Origin of the sequence: Streptomyces sp. NPDC101227 (assembly GCF_044767545.1) — a bacterium.
Lineage (GTDB): Bacteria > Actinomycetota > Actinomycetes > Streptomycetales > Streptomycetaceae > Streptomyces.
Genome location: NZ_JBIWOD010000025.1, coordinates 14,746 through 37,597, shown reverse-complemented (window position 1 = coordinate 37,597; position 22,852 = coordinate 14,746). Strand labels below are relative to the sequence as shown.

At 69.8% G+C, this 22,852-nt stretch carries 17 protein-coding genes and 1 pseudogene; 10 read left to right on the top strand and 8 right to left on the bottom strand.

The features are described 5' to 3' along the window. Positions 1 to 2: 2 nt before the first annotated feature. The gene (locus tag ACIRPT_RS36975; RefSeq protein ID WP_403835575.1) at positions 3 to 1,100 is read right to left on the bottom strand and encodes an ABC transporter substrate-binding protein; all 1,098 of its coding nucleotides are present in this window, start codon (positions 1,098 to 1,100) and stop codon (positions 3 to 5) included. A gap of 422 nt (positions 1,101 to 1,522) precedes the next feature. Beyond that, positions 1,523 to 1,603: a putative leader peptide gene (locus ACIRPT_RS36970; RefSeq protein WP_403835731.1), complete on the bottom strand. Its 81-nt coding sequence runs from the start codon at positions 1,601 to 1,603 to the stop codon at positions 1,523 to 1,525. 1,143 nt (positions 1,604 to 2,746) lie between these two features. Here ACIRPT_RS36970 and ACIRPT_RS36965 point away from each other — a divergent pair. After that, positions 2,747 to 4,129, top strand: a complete 1,383-nt coding sequence (locus ACIRPT_RS36965; RefSeq protein WP_403835572.1) for an NAD-binding protein — start codon at positions 2,747 to 2,749, stop codon at positions 4,127 to 4,129. Between the two features lie 530 nt (positions 4,130 to 4,659). Then, entirely contained in the window at positions 4,660 to 6,909 is a 2,250-nt protein-coding gene (locus ACIRPT_RS36960; protein WP_403835569.1) for a protein kinase, read from the top strand. 423 nt (positions 6,910 to 7,332) lie between these two features. Here the strand turns inward: ACIRPT_RS36960 and ACIRPT_RS36955 are convergent, their stop codons facing one another. Beyond that, a complete protein-coding gene (locus tag ACIRPT_RS36955; protein WP_403835566.1) occupies positions 7,333 to 8,226 on the bottom strand; it encodes an NADP-dependent oxidoreductase in 894 nt (297 codons plus the stop codon). 70 nt (positions 8,227 to 8,296) lie between these two features. Here ACIRPT_RS36955 and ACIRPT_RS36950 point away from each other — a divergent pair, with 70 nt between their 5' ends. From ACIRPT_RS36950 to ACIRPT_RS36935, 4 genes are all read left to right on the top strand, one after another. Next, positions 8,297 to 8,872: a TetR/AcrR family transcriptional regulator gene (locus ACIRPT_RS36950; RefSeq protein WP_403835564.1), complete on the top strand. Its 576-nt coding sequence runs from the start codon at positions 8,297 to 8,299 to the stop codon at positions 8,870 to 8,872. 180 nt (positions 8,873 to 9,052) lie between these two features. Then, positions 9,053 to 10,756 (top strand): cholesterol oxidase substrate-binding domain-containing protein, encoded by a 1,704-nt coding sequence (locus tag ACIRPT_RS36945; RefSeq protein ID WP_403835561.1) that lies wholly within the window; start codon positions 9,053 to 9,055, stop codon positions 10,754 to 10,756. A gap of 68 nt (positions 10,757 to 10,824) precedes the next feature. Then, positions 10,825 to 11,139 (top strand): LuxR C-terminal-related transcriptional regulator, encoded by a 315-nt coding sequence (locus tag ACIRPT_RS36940; protein WP_403835559.1) that lies wholly within the window; start codon positions 10,825 to 10,827, stop codon positions 11,137 to 11,139. 611 nt (positions 11,140 to 11,750) lie between these two features. Then, positions 11,751 to 12,338, top strand: a complete 588-nt coding sequence (locus tag ACIRPT_RS36935; RefSeq protein ID WP_403835557.1) for a response regulator transcription factor — start codon at positions 11,751 to 11,753, stop codon at positions 12,336 to 12,338. Between the two features lie 73 nt (positions 12,339 to 12,411). Here the strand turns inward: ACIRPT_RS36935 and ACIRPT_RS36930 are convergent, their stop codons facing one another. The 5 genes from ACIRPT_RS36930 to ACIRPT_RS36910 form a co-directional block, all read right to left on the bottom strand. Next, complete coding sequence (locus ACIRPT_RS36930; protein WP_403835554.1) at positions 12,412 to 14,271, bottom strand: ATP-binding cassette domain-containing protein; 1,860 nt, start codon at positions 14,269 to 14,271, stop codon at positions 12,412 to 12,414. Further along, entirely contained in the window at positions 14,268 to 16,028 is a 1,761-nt protein-coding gene (locus tag ACIRPT_RS36925; protein ID WP_403835551.1) for an ABC transporter ATP-binding protein, read from the bottom strand. Before ACIRPT_RS36925 ends, ACIRPT_RS36930 begins: the two co-directional genes overlap by 4 nt. A gap of 128 nt (positions 16,029 to 16,156) precedes the next feature. Then, positions 16,157 to 16,285: a SapB/AmfS family lanthipeptide gene (locus ACIRPT_RS36920; RefSeq protein WP_403514085.1), complete on the bottom strand. Its 129-nt coding sequence runs from the start codon at positions 16,283 to 16,285 to the stop codon at positions 16,157 to 16,159. A 61-nt stretch (positions 16,286 to 16,346) separates the two neighbouring features. Continuing rightward, positions 16,347 to 18,947: a class III lanthionine synthetase LanKC gene (lanKC, locus tag ACIRPT_RS36915; RefSeq protein WP_403835549.1), complete on the bottom strand. Its 2,601-nt coding sequence runs from the start codon at positions 18,945 to 18,947 to the stop codon at positions 16,347 to 16,349. Positions 18,948 to 19,451: 504 nt separating this feature from the next. Next, on the bottom strand, positions 19,452 to 20,120 hold the full coding sequence (locus tag ACIRPT_RS36910; protein WP_403835546.1) for a TetR/AcrR family transcriptional regulator: 669 nt from the start codon (positions 20,118 to 20,120) through the stop codon (positions 19,452 to 19,454). Positions 20,121 to 20,178: 58 nt separating this feature from the next. Between ACIRPT_RS36910 and ACIRPT_RS36905 the strand changes: the two are divergent. The 4 genes and pseudogenes from ACIRPT_RS36905 to ACIRPT_RS36890 form a co-directional block, all read left to right on the top strand. Next, positions 20,179 to 20,550, top strand: a pseudogene (locus ACIRPT_RS36905) (MFS transporter); the annotation flags it as partial. A gap of 86 nt (positions 20,551 to 20,636) precedes the next feature. Further along, the gene (locus tag ACIRPT_RS36900; protein ID WP_403835728.1) at positions 20,637 to 21,032 is read left to right on the top strand and encodes a cupin; all 396 of its coding nucleotides are present in this window, start codon (positions 20,637 to 20,639) and stop codon (positions 21,030 to 21,032) included. 262 nt (positions 21,033 to 21,294) lie between these two features. Continuing rightward, positions 21,295 to 21,636, top strand: coding sequence for a VOC family protein (locus tag ACIRPT_RS36895; protein ID WP_403835544.1), 342 nt, complete (start codon positions 21,295 to 21,297; stop codon positions 21,634 to 21,636). Positions 21,637 to 22,131: 495 nt separating this feature from the next. After that, complete coding sequence (locus tag ACIRPT_RS36890; RefSeq protein WP_403835725.1) at positions 22,132 to 22,620, top strand: hypothetical protein; 489 nt, start codon at positions 22,132 to 22,134, stop codon at positions 22,618 to 22,620. Positions 22,621 to 22,852: the final 232 nt, after the last annotated feature.

The following is a 22,852-nucleotide window of genomic DNA, read 5'->3' as shown; positions in this document are numbered from 1 at the left end:
AATCAGCTCCCGCTCTTGGAGGCCGGCTTGGTCTCGGACGGCTTGTCCTGCCGCTTGTCCTGCCGTCCGTCCTTCCGGCTGTACGCGTTGAATTCGTTGGTGTACAGGTCCGAAGCCTTGACCTGGCCCTTCTCGATGTCACCGCGTTTGGCGAGCCAGTCGATCCACAGCTGGAGTTCCTTGTCGGTGATGCGCCCGGCGGTCTCGGCGACGCCGAAGGACTTCCAGTACTTCAGCGGATCGGTGTTCTCGTTGCGGCCACGCTTCTTGACGATCTCGATCTGCCGGTGAATCACCTCTTCGCGCGGTCTGCCACGGGCCCACTCGATGGCGCGCGCGACACCCGTGACGAAGGTGCGTGCGGTGTCGGGGTTTTCCTTCAGGAACCGGTCGTTCACCACATACGTACCGGCGGAAAAGTTGCCGAGCAGCTGGTAATCGGTGAACAGCGGTCTGATGCCGCCGGCCTGTAGCGCCTTGTCGCGCAGGATGTCGCCGAGGACGCCCACCTGGATCTGCTTCTGCCGCAGCGATTGCTCGGTGTTGACCGGGGGCACCACCAACGGCTCGGCCCTCTTGATATCCGCCTGCGACAGGCCGTGGCGTTGCAGGTAGATGTCGAGCATCGCCTCGGAGTGCGCACCGAGGGTGTTCATCCCGACCTTCTGGCCAATCAGGTCACGGGCCGAGTGGATCGGGCTGTCCTTGAGGACGTAGAAGCCGTTGTAGGCAGCCTTGTCAACGCCGTAGTAGCTGATGACCGCCGTGATGGGAGCCTTTCTCGCGGCGAGTTTGACGACGGCTCCGTTGAACGCGCCGCCGAAGTCGACCTGCCCGGTGGCCGCCGACTGGATGTCCTGCGGCCCGCTGATCGTGTTGCCGACCCACTTCAGCTTCACGTCCTCCAAGAAGCCGAGGTCCTCGGCCAGTTCGGGCAGGATGACGGATCCCGCCCAGCCCTGGTATCGCAGGGTCTTGGCCTGGCCCTTGGCCGAGCCGCCGCTCCCCGTGCCGCAGCTCACCGCAACCGTCGAGAGGCCCAGCAGGGTGAGGAACTGTCGTCGGCTCGATGGGGTGGTCAGCTTGCTCATGGAGCTCATGGAAGGGTCCTGTTCGAGTCGGTGGGTGGAGTGCGGCGGTACGCGTACGCGTCCGCTGCGGATGTGGGCGGGAAAGGCGGGCAGCCGGAGCCGGCCGGCCGCGGGACGGCGGAGGTAGCGGTGACCGGTGCGTGGTGACCGAGTGCCCGCCTACCCGCGTGCCCCGGCTGCCCCAGTTGAGCTTTCCGTGACCGGCAAGAGCCGCAGTTCCGCTTCCGGCGGGCGGAAAGACAACCGAGGTGCGCAAGCCCAAGAGAAGTGGAAAGGGTGAGGGGAAACGAGGCGGCTCGGGCAGCGGACCCGGCGGATTCCGGGTGGGTACGCGGGGTACGCGGGGATTCACCGGGTGACGGGAAATCCCCGACCAGTAAGTGCGCCGGAATCAGAGCTCGCTCAGGAGCTGACGCCGGTCGGCAGCCCTATCAACCGGCGACACAGATGGCACTGGCCTGGCGTCGCAGATCGACGTGCAGGCGTGCGGTGAAGTCCTTCGAGTGGTTCACACTCGGGAGGCTGACAGCGAAATTCAGCCACGTCAATGCGGTCACAGCCCTTGTCTCACTTTCTGATTCTCCCGCCACGCGCGCGCAGCATTTCGTTCACAATCGCCGCAGCGCACAGCCCCTGCGGACCCAGATCGGCACAGGTGCGTGGCCCTGTTCCGGCAGCCGACAGCCCCGTGCGTGGTGGGCGACCTCCGCTCCTGACCCTCGTGGTACGTCTGGCGGAGCCGGCCGCGGCCGCCATGGCAGATCGCACGGGCCGGGCGTGGGCGGTTTCGCCGACCGCTCCAATCTCCGCTGCAGCGGTTGAGCATTTGTCTGAATCCAGAGGCCGGGAGCGTGGCATCTGCCCATGGCGCGAGAGCGGCACCGCTCCTACCTTCGGCATACGCGAGATTTCGCGCTGGGCGACCCCCGGCGTTCCTCGACGGCCAGGTTGGTCCTCCCCGGGGCCAGTGAGTCCTGGCCTCTCGTACCGCTCTTGGCGTTTCTGCCGCACGTGAGTCCGCGGTCCGGACGACTGCTGTTGCGATGGGGCGCGGTGGCGCGTGTGCCTGCCCTTCACCTCAGCAGGCAGCTCATCTGGGCTGCTCATCTGGGCTGCTCGATTCGCAGGCATGCGGTGCTTCGCAACCGCCTGAGACATCGCGCTTCTGCTCCATGAGAGCTGCCTGCGCAGGCGGCGCAACCTGCTCTGCCGAGCGGCCTGCAAGCCTGCGCCACGTTTCCCGCGGCCCCTCTGCGCGGATGAGGGACGTGCCCGGGCGCCGGCGAGCCCAGGCGGATCCCGTCATGGGCCGGAGTGCCGCGCCACCATCCGATGGAAGAGACCAATGAATTGGGAAGAGTCCAATGAATCCTGCGGGCAGGCACTCCGTCTCGCTCACCGGCACCATCCGCAGCCATCCGGTCGCGGGCGGGCGGTCCGCTGATCGGAGCGACTCCAGGTGCCACTGCGGCCGATTGCTCAGCAGCTGCGGTGGCTGCCAGACCCTCCGATGCCTCGACTGCGACCCCTACCGTTCTGATGACTGCACTGTGACCTCTGAGCGTTCCCGCGACGGTCGCTCCATCGAGAAGCCCGCGCCGAACGCGTTGGGCGCTCCGCTCCCCGGGGGCGAAGCACCGGAGCGGCACTTCGTCGTGATCGGCAGCGACGTGGCACGCAGGGTCTGTGGTTCCCTGCGATCGTCGGGACACTTCGTGCGCCATCTTGCGCAACCCACGGACGAAGAGCTCCGCCGGGCGCTGAACGGGGAGGTGGCCGGCGTCGCGATCCTTCTCGACGACGACGTTGAGTCCCTGCGCTACGCGCTCGCGGTCGAGCACATCCGTCCGGGCGTGACGCTGGTGGTGACGGTCTTCGACCGGACGGTCGCCGAACAGCTCACGCAAGTGGTCCCGAACTGCCAGGTCACCTCGCCGGCCGAGGTCGCCGCTCCTGCCCTGCTGGCCGCCTGCCTTCAGCCCGAGCTGTTGGCCCTCATCCGAACGCCTTCGGGCCACGCCGGCGCCCGCTGGGAGGGAGACACGGTGCGCCTCGAGCCGTATCGGCCACCCCGGTCCATGAGGTACCGGGCCCGGCTGGGGAAGATCAGGGGGCAGCTGCGACCGCACGACGGCAGCTCGCGGATTATGCTGATCGGCCTCGCCGGGCTGCTCACGGTGCTGCTGGCGGACTGGATCTGGTCCGTGACCCTCAATCATCGCCCGCCGGTGGAAGCGCTCTTCGAGGCGGTGCGAACGGTGTCCACGGTCGGCCCCACATCCGCGCATGGCTCGAACGCCTACCTGGTGTTCGCCAGCCTCGCGATGCTCGTCACCATCGTGTTCACCGCTGTTTTCACCGCCGGCGTGGTCGACCTTCTCCTGGCCCCGCGCTCGATCGGAGTGGTGGGCCCCCGGGCGCTACCCCGGGCCGGCCACGTGGTGGTCGTCGGGCTCGGCCAGGTGGGACTGCGGCTGTGCACCCGGTTGCAGGACCTCGGCGTCGGCGTGATCGCGGTGGAACGCGACCCGGCGGCCCCCCACCTCCGGCTGGCCAGGGCGCTCGGCGTGCCCGTCGTCATCGCCGATGCCACCGACAGGTTCGTGCTGCGCAAGCTCAGCCTCCACACGGCTCAGGCCATGGCCGCCGTCGCCTCCGACGATCTCGACAACATAGCGGTCTCCGTGGCCGCCCGGGCGGTCGCTCCCGACCTGCGCATGGTCATCCGGGCGGGCGACCACGAAGCCATCGCCGAGACCCAGTCCCTGTTCAGCATCGGCATCGTCCATGACCTGGGCAGTTTGAGTGCCGCGTTCACCTCCGCGAGCCTGACCGGCCTCCGGCCGCGCGGCGTTCTCGCCCACGGCAGACAGCTGCTGGTGGAACGCACGGATGGGACGTTCATGCAGTGGCCGCACACCGTTCGCTGCGATCACCAACAGGACAGTCACGCCGAGGCGGACAGCGCCGTCCGCACATCTGCCCACGCTCGTCGCCCGGCTCTCAGAGAAAGCGGAGAAGGCCGGTCATTCGGATGAGCGTTCTCCGAAGGGCTCGGCCCTCAGCAACTCCGTAGGGGTTGAGCAGGGCATGGCGCCCGGTATCGGAGCCACCGAGCACCCGGAGCCGGACACCGTGACAACCCCGTCGCCGACGCCAGCCCGCCCCTGCCCGGTCCTGTGCTTCCACGCCTCACCACGCTCCGGCTTCATCACAGGAGCCGGGTCGCGGCTGACGGCGGCTTCACCGCGGTCCAGTGCCGCATCGCATCAGGCAATGTGTCTCTGGCGACCCGCGAGCGGACCGCATACGTCGTCCGTCGGGAACTCATCGACGTCACCTGCATCCAGCGGAACAACCGGCCGGGACCCGAGGCGGCGATAATCGCCCGTACCGCCCCCGCCCGCAGATCGCCGCGGAGAAGACGCAGCACCTCGAGGAGGTGCTGCGGAAACTGACGGAGCGGGGGGAAGGTCAGGCACAGGCGCTGGAGCGGCTAGTTTGTGTGCAGGACTGGTACGCAGGCCCGTGGTGGCAGAGGTGCACGGGGGACGGGAGGTCAGGAAGAGTGTCGCTGCGCGAAGGTGATCCAGCCGAGATCGGCGGATATCCACTTGAGGCCCGGCTCGGCTCGGGTGGCATGGGCACGGTCTTTCTGGCCCGTACGAGTTCAGGGCGACCCATCGCGGTCAAACTGATCCACCCGCAGTACGCGGCGGACGACGAGTTCCGCACCCGCTTCCGGCAGGAGGTGGCGGCGGCGAGACGGGTGAGCGGCGCGTTCACCGCCGCCGTGGTCGACGCTGCCCCTGAGGCCGAGCAGCCGTGGATGGCGACCACCTATATCCAGGGGCACACGCTCACCCGGCACATCGCCACGAAGGGCCCGCTGGGCGGAGCGGAGCTGAGGAGGCTGGCCATCGGGCTGGCGGAGGCGCTGCGGGACATCCACCGGGTGGGGGTCATCCACCGTGACCTGAAGCCCTCGAACGTCGTGCTCTCGCCCGAGGGCCCACGCGTCATCGACTTCGGCATCTCGCGCGCCGTGGACCAGCAGACGCTGACGGTTACCGGGCGGGTCATCGGTACGCCGCCCTTCATGTCGCCGGAGCAGTTGCAGGCGCCGCGCGATGTGGGGCCGCGGTCCGATGTCTTCTCGCTGGGGACGCTGGTTGCGTACGCAGCGACGGGCTACGGGCCCTTCGACGCGGACAGCCCCTACATAGTTGCGTATCAGGTGGTGCACGGGGAGCCGTCGCTGGAGGACGTGCCGGTGGCCTTGCGCACGGTCGTCGAGTCGTGCCTGGCCAAGGAGCCCAACGGGCGCCCCTCGGCGGACGAACTCCTCGTGCTGCTACGGGACCTGCCGGCGGACCTCGGCCAGGCGTACGCGAGCGGAGCTGAAGCGGGCCGCACCCGCGACATGATCACCCAGCATCACTTCGCGACGCCGGCCACCCCGGCGCCGACTGCCCCGACCACCACCCCGGCCGGTCCCGATACGGGGAGCGCCGACACCTCCATCGGCCGCCGACCGCGTCGCCGATGGCGTCCCGTGCTCGCGGCCGCGGTCGCGGTCACGGTGGCAGCGATCGGTGGAGGAGTCGCCGCGATGACGGCGGGCGGCTTTGGGGGGAACAGCGGCGGCGACAAGGGCAACAGCCTTGCGGCCCCGGGTGCCGCACTTCCGGACGGCTTCAAGCCGTGGCACAAGACCGTGCCGGGCGGTCGCGAGGACATACCCGACGAGCTGCGTTGCGTCGCGCGCGGCGACGCGCTGTTCTGCGGGGGCGGCAGTGTCGTCGCGACCCGTATCAGGGCCAGTGACGGCTCGCGGGTGTGGACGGCGAAGAGCCCCGGCGTCCCCATCGACGGCATGCACCTGGTGGGCGCCACGGACGACACGGTGGTCGGTTACCGATTCGCCGCCCAGGACGCCCCACAGGACCCTCGCAGCGAGGTGGTGGCCATCGACGCGAACAACGGCCGGGAGCTGTGGTCCGTGCCGTCCGGCGCCCAGTCGGCGGCCGTCACGGGTCGGACTCGGGACGCCGTTGTGGTCGGCTCCGACGTCGTGACGGTCGACGCTTCCAACTCCCGCCTCGAGGCCCGCAACGCGCACAGCGGTCAGGTCACATGGACGTCGTCATTCCCTGCGGGTACGCAGTGCGCTCCCGTCCCGGTGGGCCCAAAGCTCTTCGCGATGTGCGCGACGGATGCGGAAGTGGACGCCTTGGCGGTGCGCCACCCCACCCTGTACCCGGTCGACCGCGCCTCGGGGACACCGGGCAGGCCCATCGCGGTCAACGGCCCCGCCGTGCCGATGGGCGTCGCCAACGGCAGACTCGTACTCCTGCAAATACACATGGGGGGAACGGAGCTGGACCGCTACAACGGGGTGGCACGGGTCGACCCGGCCTCGCAGAAGGTCACGTACTCCCGACTGGCCACGACATACGTGGGGACGCCCGGCATGGTGGACAGCACCGTCTACGTGAGCGGGCACACCGGTCTCATCACAGCACTCGACCCCGCGACCGGCCGGAAGAAGTGGTCGCGGCAGACTGGCGTGGAGGGCGCGTCGGGTCCTGTTGGGGGAGCCGACGCACTGTATTTCAGCTCGACCACCGGCCGGGTGGTCGCGCTGGCGCCGGACGATGGCAAACCCCTGTGGACAACAGATCCGCAGGCCGATGGTTTGACGGGCGATCTGGGCGCAAGCCCGCGTGTGACTCTTGCGGGGCGTGCGGTGATCGTGGCCGCGGCCAAGAACACACTCTTCGCTTTCGACGCGCAGAAGCCGCCGAAATCGGGCTGACCCGGGTGGCTGGACGGCGGCTGCAACATCGCCATGGAGTACCGCGGGAAGCGCCGCCGCCGGCACCCGTACCAGGATCCGGGCCAGGTGCGGACCAACTCGGCTTCGCATCGGGCATTTCCACCCGTTGCTACGGGTCAGAGCAGGGGGCGGTCGCGTACCACCAAGAGGCGAAGAACCTGCTGGTCGCATGGTCGTGTTCTGGGTCGTGTTCTGGTGCAGCTATCCGTCCCGAAGAGGAGCGTCTCCGCACCGAGCGGCGACCGGCCCATCCGGGAACGCCGACGGCCTGAGCCGGATCTCGGCGGAGGGCGCCGCGGTCGCCCTGGTGGGCGAGGCGTCGCCGCCCCGGCTTCGCCGACGACGCTTCACCACTCGCTAGTGACCGGCCGTTCGGCGCGGGGGCGCCGGGCGGGCGGCGGCTCAGATGACCAGGACCCGGCGCCCCCGGGTGTGGCCGGCGCGGCTGTCGGCGTGCGCCGCCGCTGCCTCGGTGAGCGGGTACGACTTCTCGACCGGGATGTGGAGCCTGCCCCGGGCGATGAGGTCGACGGCCTCGGCGAGCGCGTCCGGCACGCTCCCGGCCACGCCGGAGAACCGGACGCCCAGCCGCGGCGCACCGAGGTCGGCGATGGAGACGACCTTGCGCGAGTCCCCGGTCAGCTCGACGAGTTCGCGGATCACGCCCGAGCCGACCAGGTCGAGGGCCGCGTCGACCCGGCCCAGGTGCCGCACCCGTTCGACCCAGCCCTCGCCGTAGGTCGTGGCGAGGGCGCCCAGGCCGCGCAGGTAGTCCTGGTTCGCGGCCCCGGCCGTGCCGATCACCGTGATGCCGCGCTCGCGGGCGATCTGCAGCACCGCCGACCCGACGCCGCCGGACGCGCCGCTGACCAGCAGCGTCTGCCCGGGCCGCACGCCGACCTCGCGGATGATGCGCAGCGCGGTCTCCACCACCGACGGGTACCCGGCCGCCTCTTCGAAGGTCAGTCCCACGGGTATGCGCGCCCAGGCCGACAGCACGGCGAATTCGGCGTACGTGTCGGCGCCTTCGCCGAACACACGGTCGCCGACCTCGACCCCTTCGACGCCCTCGCCGACCTCGTCCACCACCCCGGCGGCGTCCAGTCCGACCCCGGCGGGCAGCTCGACCGGATGGGCTCCCAGGACTTGGCCCTCCCGAATCCTCCAGTCGACGGGGTTGACACCCGCCGCTCGTACGGCGATGCGTATCCGACGGGGGCCCGCGTGGGGCTCCTCGGCTTCCACCAGTTGCAGGACCTCAGGACCGCCGAACTCGGCGAAGCAAATTTTCCTCATGGGGTCGAAAGTAACCATAACCGTTAGCGTTTCACAATCGTTAGGAATTAGTACCTGGTAGTGTCATGGCATGACCGAGCCGCCCGGACGCCGCGAACGCAAGAAGGCTGCGACCCGTCAGAAGATCGCCGACACCGCGCTGCGGCTCTTCCTGGAGCGCGGGTACGACGCCGTGGGCATCCGTGACGTGGCGGCCGAATCCGACGTGGCCGTCACCACGGTTTTCTCCCACTTCGCCTCGAAAGAGGCCCTGGTGTTCGAGCGCGACCAGGACTTCGAGCAGCGCCTCACGCGGGTGGTCACCGACCGGCCCCCGCACGAGCCACTCATCCCGGCGCTGCACCGCGAGGTCCAGGCCCTGGTGCGGCACTGCACGGCGGAGGGCAGCGCCCCCGTCCGACGCATGATCGAGGGATCACCTGCTCTGCGGAAGTACGAGGAGTCGATGAGCCTGCGTCACGCGCAGGCTCTGGCAGCGGCCCTGGCCGCCGATCCCCACCTGTCCCGGAGTGCGACGGCCTGCCGGGCGACCGCGCGGTTCACCATCGACGCCTATGCGCTGGCCTGCCAGGCGGACGATCCCGGGGCCACGGTGGACGAGGTCTTCCGGATGATCAACGGGGCCTGGGAAGCCACCGCGCCCTGAGCCGGGGCGGCGGCCCGCTCCAGCCGGCTCACCCGCCTGTCACCGCACGGCCCTTGCGTCTGACGGCCCGTCAACCTAACCTTCCGGCACCCCCACCGCACCGGGGCGCTCGTACGGTCTCATCCCTACGGTCCGTGCGCGGTGCAGCGAGGCGGCGCACCGCGCGCCGGAAGGACAGTCATGTCCGACGACAGCGCTCGAAGAACCTCCCTCACCCGCCGCGCGCTCCTGACCGCGACCGCCGCCGCGGGGCTCGCCGCGGCGGCCGGTCTCCAGCCTTCCCATCGCATCCCCGCGGGCAGCGCCGCGGCCACCCTCACTCCGCCAGCCGGCTTCCCTGCCGGTATCCCGCTCTCCCAACAGGCCTTTCGCAACTGGTCGTTGGAAATCATCGTCGAGGACGTCTGGACGGCTTCGGCCCGTACCCCCGACGACGTGGTGACCCTCGCCAACTGGGCTCACGAACACGGCTACCGCCTCCGGGCCCGGGGCAAGGGCCACACCTGGTCGCCGCTGGTGGTACCGGCCGGCGCCGATACCTCCCGTACCGTCATCGTCGACACCACCTCCCACCTCACCGCGGTCAGTGTGCGCGGCGGCGACCCCGGGAGCGTCACCGCGCAGACCGGAGCCACCCTCGACACCATCCTCGCCCGCCTGGAGGAGTCCGGGCTCGGCCTCGCCACCACCACGGCGCCGGGCGACCTCACCATCGGCGGGGTGCTCGCCATCGGCGGCCACGGCACCGGGCTGCCCACCACCTCGGAACACCCGCCCGCGGGCTCCGGCTTCGGCACCCTCAGCTCCCTGGTCACCTCTCTCACCGCCGTGGTGTGGAGCGCTGCGGACGGCCGCTACGTCCTCAAGACCTTCACTCGCGCCGACCCCGGCTTCCGTGCCTTCCTCGTCCACCTGGGTCGCGCCTTCCTCACCGAAGTGACCATGACCGCGGCGGCCAACACGCGTGTGCGCTGCCAGAATTGGTACGACGTCAACGTAGGCACCGTCTTCGGTCCCCCCGGCACGGGCGGCCGAACGATCAGCTCCTATCTGGAGGGCACCGGACGCGTCGAGGCGATCTGGTTCCCGTTCACCGATGTGCCGTGGCTGAAGGTGTGGAGCGTGGCACCGGCCAAGCCCCTGCTGGCCAAACAGATCGACGCGCCCTACCCCTATGCGTTCGCCAACCGTGTCACCGAGGACATGTCGGCGTTGCTCGGAGAGATCGCCGCCGGCGGGGGCGACAAGACGCCTGCCTTCACCAAGCTCGCCATGGCCATCGTCGGATCGGGGCTGATCGTCACCGGCACGTGGGACGTCTGGGGCTGGTCGAAGAACAGTCTGCTGTACGTCGAACCCACCACCCTGCGGATCGTCGAGGCCGGCTGGGCGGTACTGACCTCCCGGGCACAGGTGCAGCGCGTGGTGAGCGACTTCTACGGTCACTACCGCAGCGTGCTGGCAGCGCACCAGAGCCGCGGCTCCTACCCCGTCAACGGCCCGATCGAGCTGCGCATCACCGGCACCGACCCCCACGACGGCCCCTTCCTCTCCCCGGCCCTCGCCCGTCCCGACCACCCCGAGTGGGACACCGTTGTATGGCTCGACTTCGCCACCTATCCCGGGACTCCTGGCGCGGCCCCGTTCTTCCACGAGATGGAACAACGGATCTGGCAGACCTACACCGGTTCGTACGCGACCGTGCGCCCCGAGTGGTCCAAGGGCTGGGCCTACACGGACAGCGGGCCGTGGACGAACCCTTCCGTGCTGGGCAGCACCGTGCCGGCCGCGTTCGATGACTGGCGCACCGCCCAGGACACCCTGAACTCCTACGATCCGGCGCGAGTGTTCTCCAACGCCTTCCTCGACGCCCTGCTGCCGTGAGTCACGGCTGTCCCACCGCACGTGCACAGGGGTGAGCGGCGCCCCATGTCCCGGGCCGGAGCCCTCCTGTGCGCCGGCCCGGATCGTCCACAGCGCCGCTTCGCGGCCAGGGCACTTCGGGAAGAAGGCAGGAGTCTGGGAGCCACTTCCTGGTCGCTCAGGTGGCCGGCTACGTCACGCGTCTGGGCGGTCATCACTCCCCGGGGCATCGCCACGAGCCCCATCCCGCCCTGTCGGCCAGTCAGGAACGTATTCTGTCCCTGCTAGCGGCCGACCGCAGCAACGCGGGCATCTCCGCCTCGCTGCACCTCTCCCGTCAGACCATCGGCGACCACCTCAGCCGCCTCCGGGCTCTTGGACGCTGCCCAACAGGTACGCGCTGATCGTTCGCGCCTACTCGCTCGGCATCCTCGCTCCGCAGACCTGGCCTCCGCGCGCGGCGACCGCCGACCCTCACGGACGTCAACGTGACGGGCCGGGCAGCCGACCAACCCAGCAACGGTCAACTGGCACCTGCGCCACACCCGTAACAGGCGCAGGAAACAACCCGCTCAGCGGCCATCGCACGGATGGCGGAAATTGCTCCGTCTTTCGTCACATGCGCTTTCCGGAAACATGCCTCTTGGTGTGTGAAGTTCCTACGACACCGCCATCCCCCGCGCACGCGCGGATCGGCCGTGACCACTTCGTCCGCGCACCGGCCAATCGGCTTACCGGCGGTTACAGTCCACCAGGCGAATGGTGGGGGCCGGGCGACGTTACAAGGATGAACGAGGCAGCGTCCGGGCGTGATGACACGTTTTCCAGTCAGATCCAACGAAAGTCCATCTGGCGGGAATGCCAGCCATGACAATTCAGCAGGGCACCGATCGGGGCTGAAACCGTGTGCTGCGGCAGAGGCCCATGGGGTAGACGTCGCCACATCGCCTGGTGTTGCACGGGCGACGCTCGGCAACGGGGGCAGACACGCAAAAGCAGAAACGAAGGGGCGAACGTGATCCGGGTCTTGGTGGTGCACGAAACGCGGCTGCTGCGCTCGGCTCTCACCGCGCTGTTGCGCGACGAGGAGGGCATCGACGCCGTCGCCGCCTGCTGGAGAACCGCACCCGGGCGGGCCCGCTCCTTCCGACCTCAGGTGTGCGTCGTGGACGTGGACTGCGCGGGTTCGGTGTCATCGTCGGACCATCCGGGCGGCCCGGGGTGCGCGTTGCTGGTTCTGGCCAGTGCCTGCCGGCCCGGCACGCTACGCAGGGCCATCTCCGCACGCGCTCGGGGCTTTGTGGACAAAGACGCCCCACCGGCCCGGCTGCTGCACGCCATAAATCTGGTGGCGGCCGGGAAGCGCTATGTCGACCATTCGCTCACACCGGATTTCCTGCAGGCCGCCGACATGCCACTGACACCACGTGAGTTGAGCGTGCTGTCGCTCGCCGCAGGAGGCGCTTCCGTCTCCGAGATCGCCCGTGAACTGCATCTGAGCGAGGGGACGGTACGTAATTACATGGCGGCGATCAATCGCAAAATCGGTGCTCGAAACCGGGTGGACGCCATACGCATATCGCAGAGCGCAGGCTGGGTCTAAAGGCAGGCTGCTTATGTTCCTGGTGCGCCCTGGCCTTGCGCAAGGTCGCGTCACGGATTTGCGCAAAGTGGCTTCATCCGCCTGGAGGGCGTGACTTTGCGGCGGGTCCCGCACTGCGTTCAAGCTTGGCCGGCTGCCAGCTTCCTGCCAGGTCGCGATAGAGGGCCGAGCAGCTGAGCAGTTCGTCATGGGTGCCGCAGGTGGCTCGGGCGCCGTCGAGCACCAGGATCCTGTCGGCCCGGCGGGCCGAGGTGATCCGGTGCGCCACGACGATCAGAGTTCCGGGGCGCTCCGCGAAGGCGCGTTCGGCCCGCATCTCCGCCGCCGGGTCAAGGTGACAGGTCGCCTCGTCGAGGAGGACGAGCGGGGCGGGTGACAGATGGGCCCTGGCCAGTGCGATCAGCTGCCGCTCGCCCTGAGACAGGGTGATCGGGTCGAGCTGCGCGTCCAATCCGCCCAGCCGGCACACCAGTTGACCCAGACCGACGGCGTCCGATGATCTCTGCAACGCGGACGTCGGTGCGCCGTCGGGGCACAGATAGCGCAGATTCTCGCGCAGGGTTCCGGAGAAGACATAGGCCTGTTGCGGGATGAGGACGCGCGGCAAGGACGGGCCGGATCCTGCGCGGACCGGGCGGCCGGCCACGCGTATCTCGCCGTGGGCGGGTTCGAGCAGGCCGGCGACGAGAGCGGTCAGGGTCGACTTTCCGATGCCGCTCGGCCCCACCACGACGAGGTGCTCGCCCGGTTCGACGGTCAGGTCGAGGTCGTGCAGCACGGGCTGCGCAGCGGGTCCGTAGGCGAAGGTCACCGCGCGCAGTTCGACGCGGGGGCCACCGGGCGCGGCGGGGACGAGGGATGGAACGGGGGCGAGGGAGGGGGCTGCGACCAGGGGCGCAGTATCCGGTGTGGTGGTGGAGAGCGGCGCTGCGGTGGGGGGCGGCTCTGCGGTGGCGGTGGTCTCCGGGTCCTGGGCGGGGCCGGTGGTGAGCCGGTCGAGGACGACGAGCAGCCGGGTGCCGGCCGAGCCGAGGGCATTCATCAGGGTGTGCAGTGCGGGCAGCAGGGACTGGGTGAGATAGGTCAGCGCGCCCAGTACGACACCAGCGGTGAGCCCTTGCCGCAGCAGCCAGGGCGCGGTGACCAGCAGCAGCAGGATCGGCAGTTGGCCCGCCAGGCCGAGCGCAAGACAGCGGACGGCGGCCCAGCCCGCCAGCTGTCGTGCCGCGCGGGCCTCGTCCTCGATCAAGCCGTGGGCCCGCGCCGCGATCGGCTGCTGCGCACCGCAGGCCACCACGTCGCGCAGCCCTTCGGCGACAGCCCCGAACTGCGTCGACAGATCCTCGTCCGCCTGCAGAAAGGCGCGCTGGCGGGCCGCCATCGGCCGGAGGGTGGCCAGGAAGAGCAGCAGCCCGGCGGCCAGCGGAGGCATGACGATCAGCAGCAACAGGGGGGCCAGGGACAGGAGTCCGAGCACCGCACCGGCAGCGGTGAACACGAAGGAGCGGGCGACCAGGACCAGTCCGGCGAAGCTGTCCCGGGCGATCTCGGTCTGGTTGGTCAGCCGGGAGACCACGGCGCTGTCCGCCGCGCGAGCCGGATGCGCCACCGCTTGCGTCAGCGAGCGCGACACCACCTGACGTATCAGGCTGTCACGCAGCGGCTCCACGAGGTCGGCAAGGCCGCGGAAGACTCCTCGGCCGGCCAGGCCGCCGGCGACGACGGCGAGCGCGGAGACGGCCAGCCAAGCGAGCCCGACGCCCGTATCGCCGGTCAGAAAGCCCTGATCCAGGGCCTTTGCCACGCCATAGCCACTGAGGAAGGTGTGTGCGGACTCCAGCAGTGACCAGCCGGCCAGCAGCAGCAGTACGCGGGTCCGGCGGCGGAGAAAGCGCATCGCCCGGGGCCGCAGTCGTGCCGTCGGCGTCGTCATGCGACGGTCCGGGAGTCCGCGTCGTCGGTATGGGCGAAGACCGCTCGGTAGTCGGCATCCACCCAGAGACGGTCGTGCGGGGCGACGGCGCGGAGCCGGCCGTTCTCCATCCAGGCGACGAGATCGGCGCGGGCGGCGGAGGAGACGCGATGCGCGATCAACAGCCGGCTGCCGGTCCTTACGTCATGCACCAGGGCCCGGCTGACGTGGAGTTCCGTGACGCTGTCCAGGCTGGAAGTGGCGTCGTCCAGGATGAGCAGACGGCCGGCATGGGCGAAGGCCCGTGCCAGGCCGAGGCGTTGGATCTCCCCACCGGACAGCGGCGCCCCGGCGAGCGGCGTGCGGTACCCGTCCGGAAGCAGCCGGACGAACGAGTCCGCACCGGCCGCGCGGGCGGCGTCCTCGACCACATGGGCCGGTGGCTCGTAGGGGCCGAAGCCGATGGCGGCTCCTACCGTGGCGCCGAACAGGGCGGGGCGTTCGAAGGCGTAGCCGATCTCGCGGCGCAGCTGGGATGGATCGGCCTCGTCGAGCGGTACGCCGTCCAGCAGTACCTGTCCGCTGTCAGGCTCGGTGAGCCGTCCCGCGACGGCGGCGAGCAGCGACTTGCCCGAGCCCGAGCGCCCGACGACAGCCATGGTCGTGCCCCCTGGCACCACCAGGTCGATGCCGCGTAGCGCGGGGGCGCCGCCGCGGACGACGGTGACCCCGCGCAGTTCGAGCCGGCCGCAGCCGTCGGCGGGCAGCGGCCGGGAGCCGTAGGCCGCCGACGGCAGGGCCAGCAGTTCGCCGATGCGGTGTGCCGCGGCGCGGCTGCGCACCAGGGCGTTGAGCTGTCCCATCACCCCGCCCAGTCCGGCGGTGAGGGCGGCGTACCGGGAGGCCGCCAGCAGCTCGCCTACGGACAGGCCGCCGTTCGCCAGCCGGAGTCCCCCGACGGCGAGGACGGTGGTGGTCAGCAGCGGCACCAGGATGCTGCTGCCGACCACGGCGCGACCGTATACCTGCCACATGTGCCGTCCCTGCGCGCCCAGTTCGGGAAGCGGTGCCAGGACCCGGGCCCGCTCACGCTCCGCGGTTCCGGCCGCGGCGATGGTCCGGGCGCCGCCGAGCGCCTCGACGAGCCGGGTCGCGATGTCCGCCTGGGCGCGTTGATAGCGCCGGACGCTGTCGGACGATCCGCGGGCGAAGACGCTCAGCAGCCGGGTCAGCAGCGGGAGCCCGGCAAGGAACACGGCGGCCAGCCAGATGTCGGTGAGGGCCAGGGCGATCAGGGCGCCGACCGGAGTGACCAGGGCGGCGAGACCGGTGGCCGCGGTGGTGGGTGCGGTCCCGGCGTCGGCGGCGTTCCCGGTGAGGCGGGTCACCAGGTCACCGGGGGTGAAGCGGTCGGCGACACGGTTCGGTGCGAGGGACATCAGACGGTCGATTCCGCGCCTGCGGAGCCAGGCGGTGCTGCGGGCGGTGGTGACGCCGCCGGTCAGCGCGACCAGTGCGTCGAGGAGCACTTCGGCGAGCAGCAGCGCGGCACAGAGAGCCAGCGCACCGTGGAGGCCCGGATGCGCGCCGAGCACGAGGTCGAGGGTGTGACCGAGTACGGCGGGCAGGGCGACGGCGGAACCCGCGGACGCCACGCTGAAGAGACAGACGGCGGTGGCGCGTGCGCGGCTGTGCTGAAAGGCTCCGGTCAGGACAGGGCGGACACCGGCGTCCGGCCTGCGCCGGGCGGCCGACGGGGGCCCGGGGGTGCGGGGCATAGGGGTGGGGACCTCGCCTCCAAAGGGACGTACACGGGTGGCTGTGGCAGGCCCCGGACGGTGGTGCCGCCCGGGGCTCGCCCATGACTTTCGCGCTACGGATGCCGAAGCTCCGTGGCGCCGGAGAGTCAGTTACAGGTGGTGACGCTCAGGCTGCTGTTGCCGCAGAGCAGCAGGCTGGCGCGGCTGCCGGTGTGGAGCTCCTCCGTGGCCTCGGCCTCGGGGGTTTCCATCGTCTGCAGGTCGAGAAGGGTCATCGTGGTTCCTCTCCTTCATGGGGACGGGGTGTTTCTCGATCGGCCCCGGACGGGGCCGGCTTCAGGGCCGCCGCGGCGGCGGGAGGAAGGGCAGGTGCACGGGTGTGTCGTGCAGCGCGCTGCCCAGTGCGAGCAGACATCCGGCGGTGCCGGTGCTCAGGTCCATGGAGAGCCGCATCATCTGCTCCCCGGCGAAGGCCAGGTGCCCTCGATAGGGGACGGCGCCCCAGGAAAGGGAGTCGATCTGGCGGTGGAGATCGGCGGCGTGGGTCCCGGGGCCGCCGATCGTGGTGCGGCTGAGGTGCAGCACCATGCCCGCCGCGCCGCGGAACAGGCCGGGCTGGGCATAGAACTTGGCTTGGGCGGCCTGCACGATCTCGGCCCGCGCGCGTTCGAACGCGTCGTCCGGACGGTGGGCGAGGAAGTCGTCGAGCACCATGCCGATGCCGACACTGCCGGCGCCGAGGTAGGGCATGGTCCGCCGGCCTTCGTCGACCTGGAGTGCGCCGCCCGCGGCTCGGACACACCGGGCCAGGTCCCGGCGCAAGGCGTCGGCGGCCAGATCGAGCAGCGCGGGGTCGCCGCGGCGCTCATACAGGCGCAGGAAGAGCAGTGCCGCTCCGCTGTCCCCGTGCAGCAGCCCGGCCCGGGGCCGCGCACCGCCTTCGGCCGGCGGCGCGGCAGTGCGGAGCTTGTCTGCCACGAGCTGGGCACAGTGCAGGGCACGCTCCTCGAGGAAGCGTTCGCCGGTGGTGTGGGCCAGAGAGTCGAGTGCCAGGCCGATGCCGGCCAGTCCGCTGTGCAGGTCCGGTGCGATGTCCTGCCAGCTCTGGGCTTCGATGGTGTCGATGAGGTCCAGGGCCCGTTCCCGGTGTCCGAGCCGGTCCAGGACCCAGGCGACGCCGGAGAGGCCGTCGTAAAAGCCGAGCGAGCTGCCGGTCGCGGGGGTCTTCGTCCTGCGCAGCAGCCACTCCTCCGCCTCCGGGCAGCGCTCCGCGCCGGTCTCCGCCAGGGCGTACAGCACCCCGGCCGCGCCGTAGGCGAAGCAGCTGCCACCGCTTGCCTTGGCGAACTGGGCGATGTCGCCGGGGAAGAAGCGGTCCTCGCGATCGGGAGTGGCGGAGGCGAGCACAGCGCGGGCCATGGAGTCGCGGCTGTGCGGCCAGTCGCCGAGGGCTACGGGTAAGTAGTCCGCTCCCTCGCGCCGACCCGTGTGGCCGGAGTCGCTCGCCGGCTGGTGGCCCCGGAGGATTTCGGCCACTGCCTCGTCGAGGTAGTCGCGGGGCACCGGGAACTGCGCGGCGGCGATCTGCGCGAGGTGTGCCGCCTTGCCGCGGTCCACCGCGAAGAGGCTGGTGAGCGGGAGGAACAGCGCCAGGCGCAGGCAGGCCAGGGCGTAGTGGTCGACGTCGGATCCTCTGCGGTCCGCGGGAGCGACAAAGCCCGGGTTGGCGATCACCTGGCGGCTGGATGCGTCGTCGACGGCAGCGGCCTCGAAGTCCAGGAGCACCACGGAGGACTCGTCCTCGGACATCATGATGTTGAACAGATGCAGATCATTGAAGACGACGCCACGGGAGTGGATCGCCTTGACCGCATCGGCCACCAGACCGTGGACACGCATGGCCCACTGGGTGTACTCCGCGAGCCGCTCAGGGGTCGGATCAGCCTCGATCAGCGGGTGGCGGTGCGCGAAGAAGCTGTTCAGCGGCCGGCCTTCGATGAATTCCAGTACGAGGAAGGTGTGGTCGCCGAGGGTGAACCAGTCGTGCACCTCGGGGGCGCAGCCGAGCCCCGAGAGCCTCTTCAACGCGTCCCGCTCGCGCTCCAGCCGGGTCACGGCATCCGCTTCATCGGCGGCCAGTCCGGCGTGCGGCCGCGCCTCCTTGAGCACCACCCGTTGGTCCGTCCGCAGATCCCGGCCGACGTAGACCCCGCCCCCGTTGGAGAAGTGCAGCGCCTGCTCGATCTTGTACGGCAGGTCGGCGACGGTAGTGGCAGAGCGGGCGGCCAGATGCGGCTCGAGGAAATCCGGGAGGGTGACCCACTCCGGGACGCGGAACGCGGGCTCTCTGAGGTCGGGGACCAAGCGCCCGTGGTCGTCCTCGATCGCGGGGCGGAGTTCGCCCCTGTCGTCGTAGCAGTGCCGCTCGGTGAAGCTGCCGTAGCGCACATACACCGGACCGGCGCCCCAGCGCAGATCGCTGAGGATGTACGGCCCCGGTTCGCCGGCGAGCAGTGCGTCCAACTCCTCGGCGATGAGGCGGCATTGCTCCTCGTCGGCCGGGTAGACGGTGAGGAACTTTCCGCTGGCGCCGCGGTCGGCGTACTTGGCGTTGCGGGTGTGCAGCAGATACCGGCTCGGCATGCATTTGAAGGCCACCGAGCGCGGGACGCAGTAGTCCCAGACCTTCGTCAGCATCCTTTCGGCGTTGTCCAGGCAGGCCGAGATGTGGATCTTCCATCCCTGGCTGGGGAGTTCATGGTCCGCCGGCCGGAACGCCAGCCAGTCGCCCGAACGGTGGCGCTGCCAGCCCTCCGGCAGCTCCCGGCTCAGCGTCGCGTAGGGAGCTCCACGCCCCTTGCCGGTCGTCGACAGCCGGTGGGGAGCGTCGTAGAACTGCCGGTCGGCGTCGCAGAAGACGGCGTACCCCTTGTTCATCGCACTCCCTCGGGTCTGGTGACAGGCATGACGCTGTCATGGCGCAGGGACGGCAAACAGTCATGTCTGTCATGAAGAACCCGTGAGAAATGCATGTTTGCTGCGAATTTGCCAAGGGGTGATCGGTGCCCCCACGCGAGCACCTCACCATTCGGATATTCCTTCTCGGGTGCAAACCCTGTCGGCTCATCACGTGTCGAGACCGGTGCTGTCAGTGCTCGCCCCTGCAGTTTCCGCATGGTCACGATGCCCACCATGGTCACTGAGACACAGCCGGAGCCCCCCATGGCAACTGCTTCAGATCTGGATCGACGATCCGCCGTACCAGCTACCGCTGTTGGAGAAGGCGCGGGACGGCGATTGGCCTGGATCCGCGCCGCCGACCGGCCCCGGAAAGTCCGGGTTCATTGGACGCCCGCGGCGCCTGTCGTCATTCGATCGCTTGGCGACGCTTGAGAACCGTGGTGTCCGGTCAGCGGCCAGGCGCATGGTCGGCGCGAGTTGTCAGTGGCTGGCGAGGAGGCCGTCCATCAGGGCTCGGAGTCCGTCCAGGTAGGTGTCCTGGGCGGTCAGTGGTGCCCAGCGGTCGGCGACCTGTGCCAGGCGGGGTAGTTCGCTCGGGTCGAGGTCGGCGAAGACTTGCTCCCGGTAGGTTGCACGGTCGTCGTCTGTGCGCCGTCGGGCCGCTGTTGTCCGGACCAGGATCTCTCCGGCGGTGTAGTACCAGATCGCGCGGTAGCCGTGCACGGCCTGGTCGGCGGAGAGGCCGCATTCGACCAGGCCGTCGACGATCTGCTCGACGAACCACAGCGCGGTCGTGGACATCAGGTCGTCGGCGGTGAGTGCCTCCACGATCCAGGGACAGGCGGCGAGCGCCTCATGGATGGCGGTGGCGGCGGCGACGATCCGGTCGCGTGGGCGGGTGGGCAGTTCGCGGCGGTGCAGGGTTCGTGCGGCGTAGTCGTCCAGCAGCAGGACGAGCAGTTCTTCCTTGTCGCGGACGTGGTGGTAGAGCGCCATCGGTGTACTGCCGATTTCCGTGGCCAGCCGCCGCATGGTCAGCCGGTCCACTCCTTGCTCGGCCACGATCCGGCGGGCTGTCTCGATGATCTCCTCGCGGGAGATACGGGGAGGTCGGCCCAGGGATTTGCGCGGTGCGGACGGTTGCGGCATGCCCCCATCATCCCCCAGATGTCGACAGCAGCCGCCCCCTGAGGCTAAGTTTTCTTACATGTATAGAAACTCTCCTGGGAGACCCGGCGTGGTGCTGGCGGCAGCCGCCGTCGCCCAGTTCGTCGTTGCCCTGGACATGTCCGTGGTCAACGTCGCCTTACCCACGATCCGCACCGACTTGGGATTTGCGCCGCTCGACTTGTCGTGGGTTGTCCACGTGTACGCGCTCACTTTCGGCGGGTTCCTGCTGCTGGGGGGACGCGCTTGCGACCTGCACGGCACGCGTCGGATGTTCGCGCTGGGGCTGACCGTCTTCGGGCTGTGCTCGCTGGTGGGCGGGCTGGCCCAGGCTCCCTGGCAACTGATCGCCGCCCGCGCCGGGCAGGGCCTGGGCGCCGCCATCTTCGTGCTCGCGGCGCTCGTGGCCATCGGCCTGCTGCCACGCCGCCGAGCCGTCACACCTCTCCCACAACCCACCTCTCCCGCAGACACCCAGATGGAAGGAACACCGTCATGATGACGACCACCACCGTCGACCTGTTCGCCTCGGCGCTGCACTTTCACCCCGACGGCGACGTCCAGGCCGTCGAACGGCAGATGACAAGCAGCGGCTCCGGCGCCTGGCAGATCGCCACGTTCCACGTGGAGACCGACGCCGATGTGCATGCCGACCACTGGGAGATGCACCCGGAAGCCGAGGAAGCGGTGTGCTGCCTGACCGGCGGTGTCCGCCTCTACTTCCGTTCCGACAAGCCCGGTGGCGCCGAGGACATGGTGCGGCTGCAGGCAGGCACCGCCGTGATCGTCCCCCGCGGTCGCTGGCACCGCCTGGAGCTGGAGGCCCCCAGCGATCTGATGTCGATCACCCTTCGCCACGGCACCCGCCTCGAAAAGCGCGCCAACACCCACTGACCGGAAGGTGGCCCGGCAGCGTATCTGCCGGGCCACCACGAACCTCGCCCGAAGACTTGGCCGCGCCTGGCCCGCCGGCACAAGGTGTTCATCGCGCTTGCCGGGGACATCGCGCGCCCGGCCGGACCCCACGAGTGACGATCGTCCGGGACGGCACCCGCGCGGCCGGGGCACGGGCCGGGCGGTCAGGTCCAGGTCGAGGCGCCGCATGGGAAATCATGCCGATCGCCCGGATGGGCTCTCGGGCTGCGATGATGTGATCATGACGATTGCCTCGGTGGTTCTGCGACGACGTGTGGATGACCTCGAATCGGCCCTGGCCTTCTATGAAGGGCTGACTGGCGAGCCGGTGGCTCGGTTTGAATTCGCTGGGCTGAAGTTGGCAAGCACGGGCCCCTTCCTCCTCTTCATGGGGCCTGACGAGGTCGCGGAGCGGTTTGCCGGGGTGGCGGCCACGTTGTCCGTCTCGGATTTGGACGCCACGGTCGCGGCTTGCGAGGCGGCTGGGGCTGAGGTGATCGCGGCTCCCGCGGTCACGCCGAACGGACGCAGGGCGGTGCTGCGACACCCGGACGGCGGGGTCTTCGAGTACGTGGGCCAGTGACCTGAACGGAGATCGGCCAGGGTGGGGGCGGAGCAACTCGCCGGCTCCTGGAAGCCATCACGTCGGCAGAGGCCGGAGCCGTTCGGGCTTCAGCCTCGGCACTGATCGGTGAGGGATGGTCAGGTGCCTGTAGTGGCCATGTCCTTGAGGGCGGAGGTGGCGGCGGTCAGCGGCAGCAGGGCGAGGGCTGTGGCGGCGAGGGCACGTGCGGTCGTTTGGATCACGGTGCGTTGACAGCGCCGGGCCGTAACCACCTGTGGGGAAATGCCGGGGGTGGTCACCTGGGGAGCGACTGGTCGTACCGGCACCGCCAACCCATTCGTCGGCCCGGGAGTTGGGTAGGTCTCAGGAGCCTGACGTTCTCTGAACAGCTCGGGGCCGCTGTTCCCGTTTCCGCTTGACGTCCACCGCCGATGGGCGGGGTCCGGCGGTGAGCCGACCGGGAGTCGGCCGTGGACTTCGCTGGGGATACGGCAGAATCCCGCTGTGGCATCGATGGAGGTTCTGGCCGGCTTGGAAGCGGGCATGGCAGCGCTGTCCACGCCGATGCGGGTGTACGTGGCGGCCGGACGGTTCACCGAGCCGGAGCCCGACCTGCCCGAACTGGCGGCCCGGATCCGCGCGCTGCTGGCCGTGATCGCGGCCGACGAGGCATGGCAGCGCTTCCTGCCCGGATACGCCCCACCGTCTGTCCGGGCGATCTGCGCTGCCTTGGAACCGGTGGAGGTGCACGAGGCCACCGCGTTCCTCGCCCGGGTCGCAGAGGTGGACCTGGTCTGGCCGAGTCACCGGCACCTGCCCGCCGACGCGGCCGAGCGCGCCGCGGGCCGCGTGGTGTCCCTGCTCGGACCAGAAGCCACATGGTGGACCAACCACGACGCCGAATGCGGCGCCGTGAACGGGCTCACCCCGGTCTTCGACAGCCTGCTCGCAGGGACGGACGGTGAGCACTTCGCGCTGGCCCTGCAGATCGCCGACGACTGAGCGCCGGCCCTGTACGGGGGATCACCTCGATCTCGCCGACGACGAACGGGTCGCGGGCCGTGCGTTCCAGGTCCGGGCGGCCCGGCGGACGATGTCCGACCTCCCCACCCACAGAACACCGCTGCAACGGACGCGGCTACACCGAGGTGAGCAGATCGCCACGTTCGAGGGTCACGCGCAGCCCGTGAGTAGTTCTCCGCGTCGGCTTCGATAACCCGGCAGGACAGTGTTC

Excerpts from the sequence above, each read along its gene's own strand:
- ACIRPT_RS36955 (WP_403835566.1), bottom strand. The coding sequence starts at position 8,226 with ATGAGGAAAATTTGCTTCGCCGAGTTCGGCGGTCCTGAGGTCCTGCAA.
- ACIRPT_RS36890 (WP_403835725.1), top strand. The coding sequence starts at position 22,132 with ATGGAGGTTCTGGCCGGCTTGGAAGCGGGCATGGCAGCGCTGTCCACG.
- lanKC (WP_403835549.1), bottom strand. The coding sequence starts at position 18,947 with ATGAACAAGGGGTACGCCGTCTTCTGCGACGCCGACCGGCAGTTCTAC.
- ACIRPT_RS36920 (WP_403514085.1), bottom strand. The coding sequence starts at position 16,285 with ATGACCCTTCTCGACCTGCAGACGATGGAAACCCCCGAGGCCGAGGCC.
- ACIRPT_RS36975 (WP_403835575.1), bottom strand. The coding sequence starts at position 1,100 with ATGAGCTCCATGAGCAAGCTGACCACCCCATCGAGCCGACGACAGTTC.
- ACIRPT_RS36930 (WP_403835554.1), bottom strand. The coding sequence starts at position 14,271 with ATGACGACGCCGACGGCACGACTGCGGCCCCGGGCGATGCGCTTTCTC.
- ACIRPT_RS36950 (WP_403835564.1), top strand. The coding sequence starts at position 8,297 with ATGACCGAGCCGCCCGGACGCCGCGAACGCAAGAAGGCTGCGACCCGT.
- ACIRPT_RS36910 (WP_403835546.1), bottom strand. The coding sequence starts at position 20,120 with ATGCCGCAACCGTCCGCACCGCGCAAATCCCTGGGCCGACCTCCCCGT.
- ACIRPT_RS36925 (WP_403835551.1), bottom strand. The coding sequence starts at position 16,028 with ATGCCCCGCACCCCCGGGCCCCCGTCGGCCGCCCGGCGCAGGCCGGAC.
- ACIRPT_RS36945 (WP_403835561.1), top strand. The coding sequence starts at position 9,053 with ATGTCCGACGACAGCGCTCGAAGAACCTCCCTCACCCGCCGCGCGCTC.
- ACIRPT_RS36900 (WP_403835728.1), top strand. The coding sequence starts at position 20,637 with ATGACGACCACCACCGTCGACCTGTTCGCCTCGGCGCTGCACTTTCAC.
- ACIRPT_RS36895 (WP_403835544.1), top strand. The coding sequence starts at position 21,295 with ATGACGATTGCCTCGGTGGTTCTGCGACGACGTGTGGATGACCTCGAA.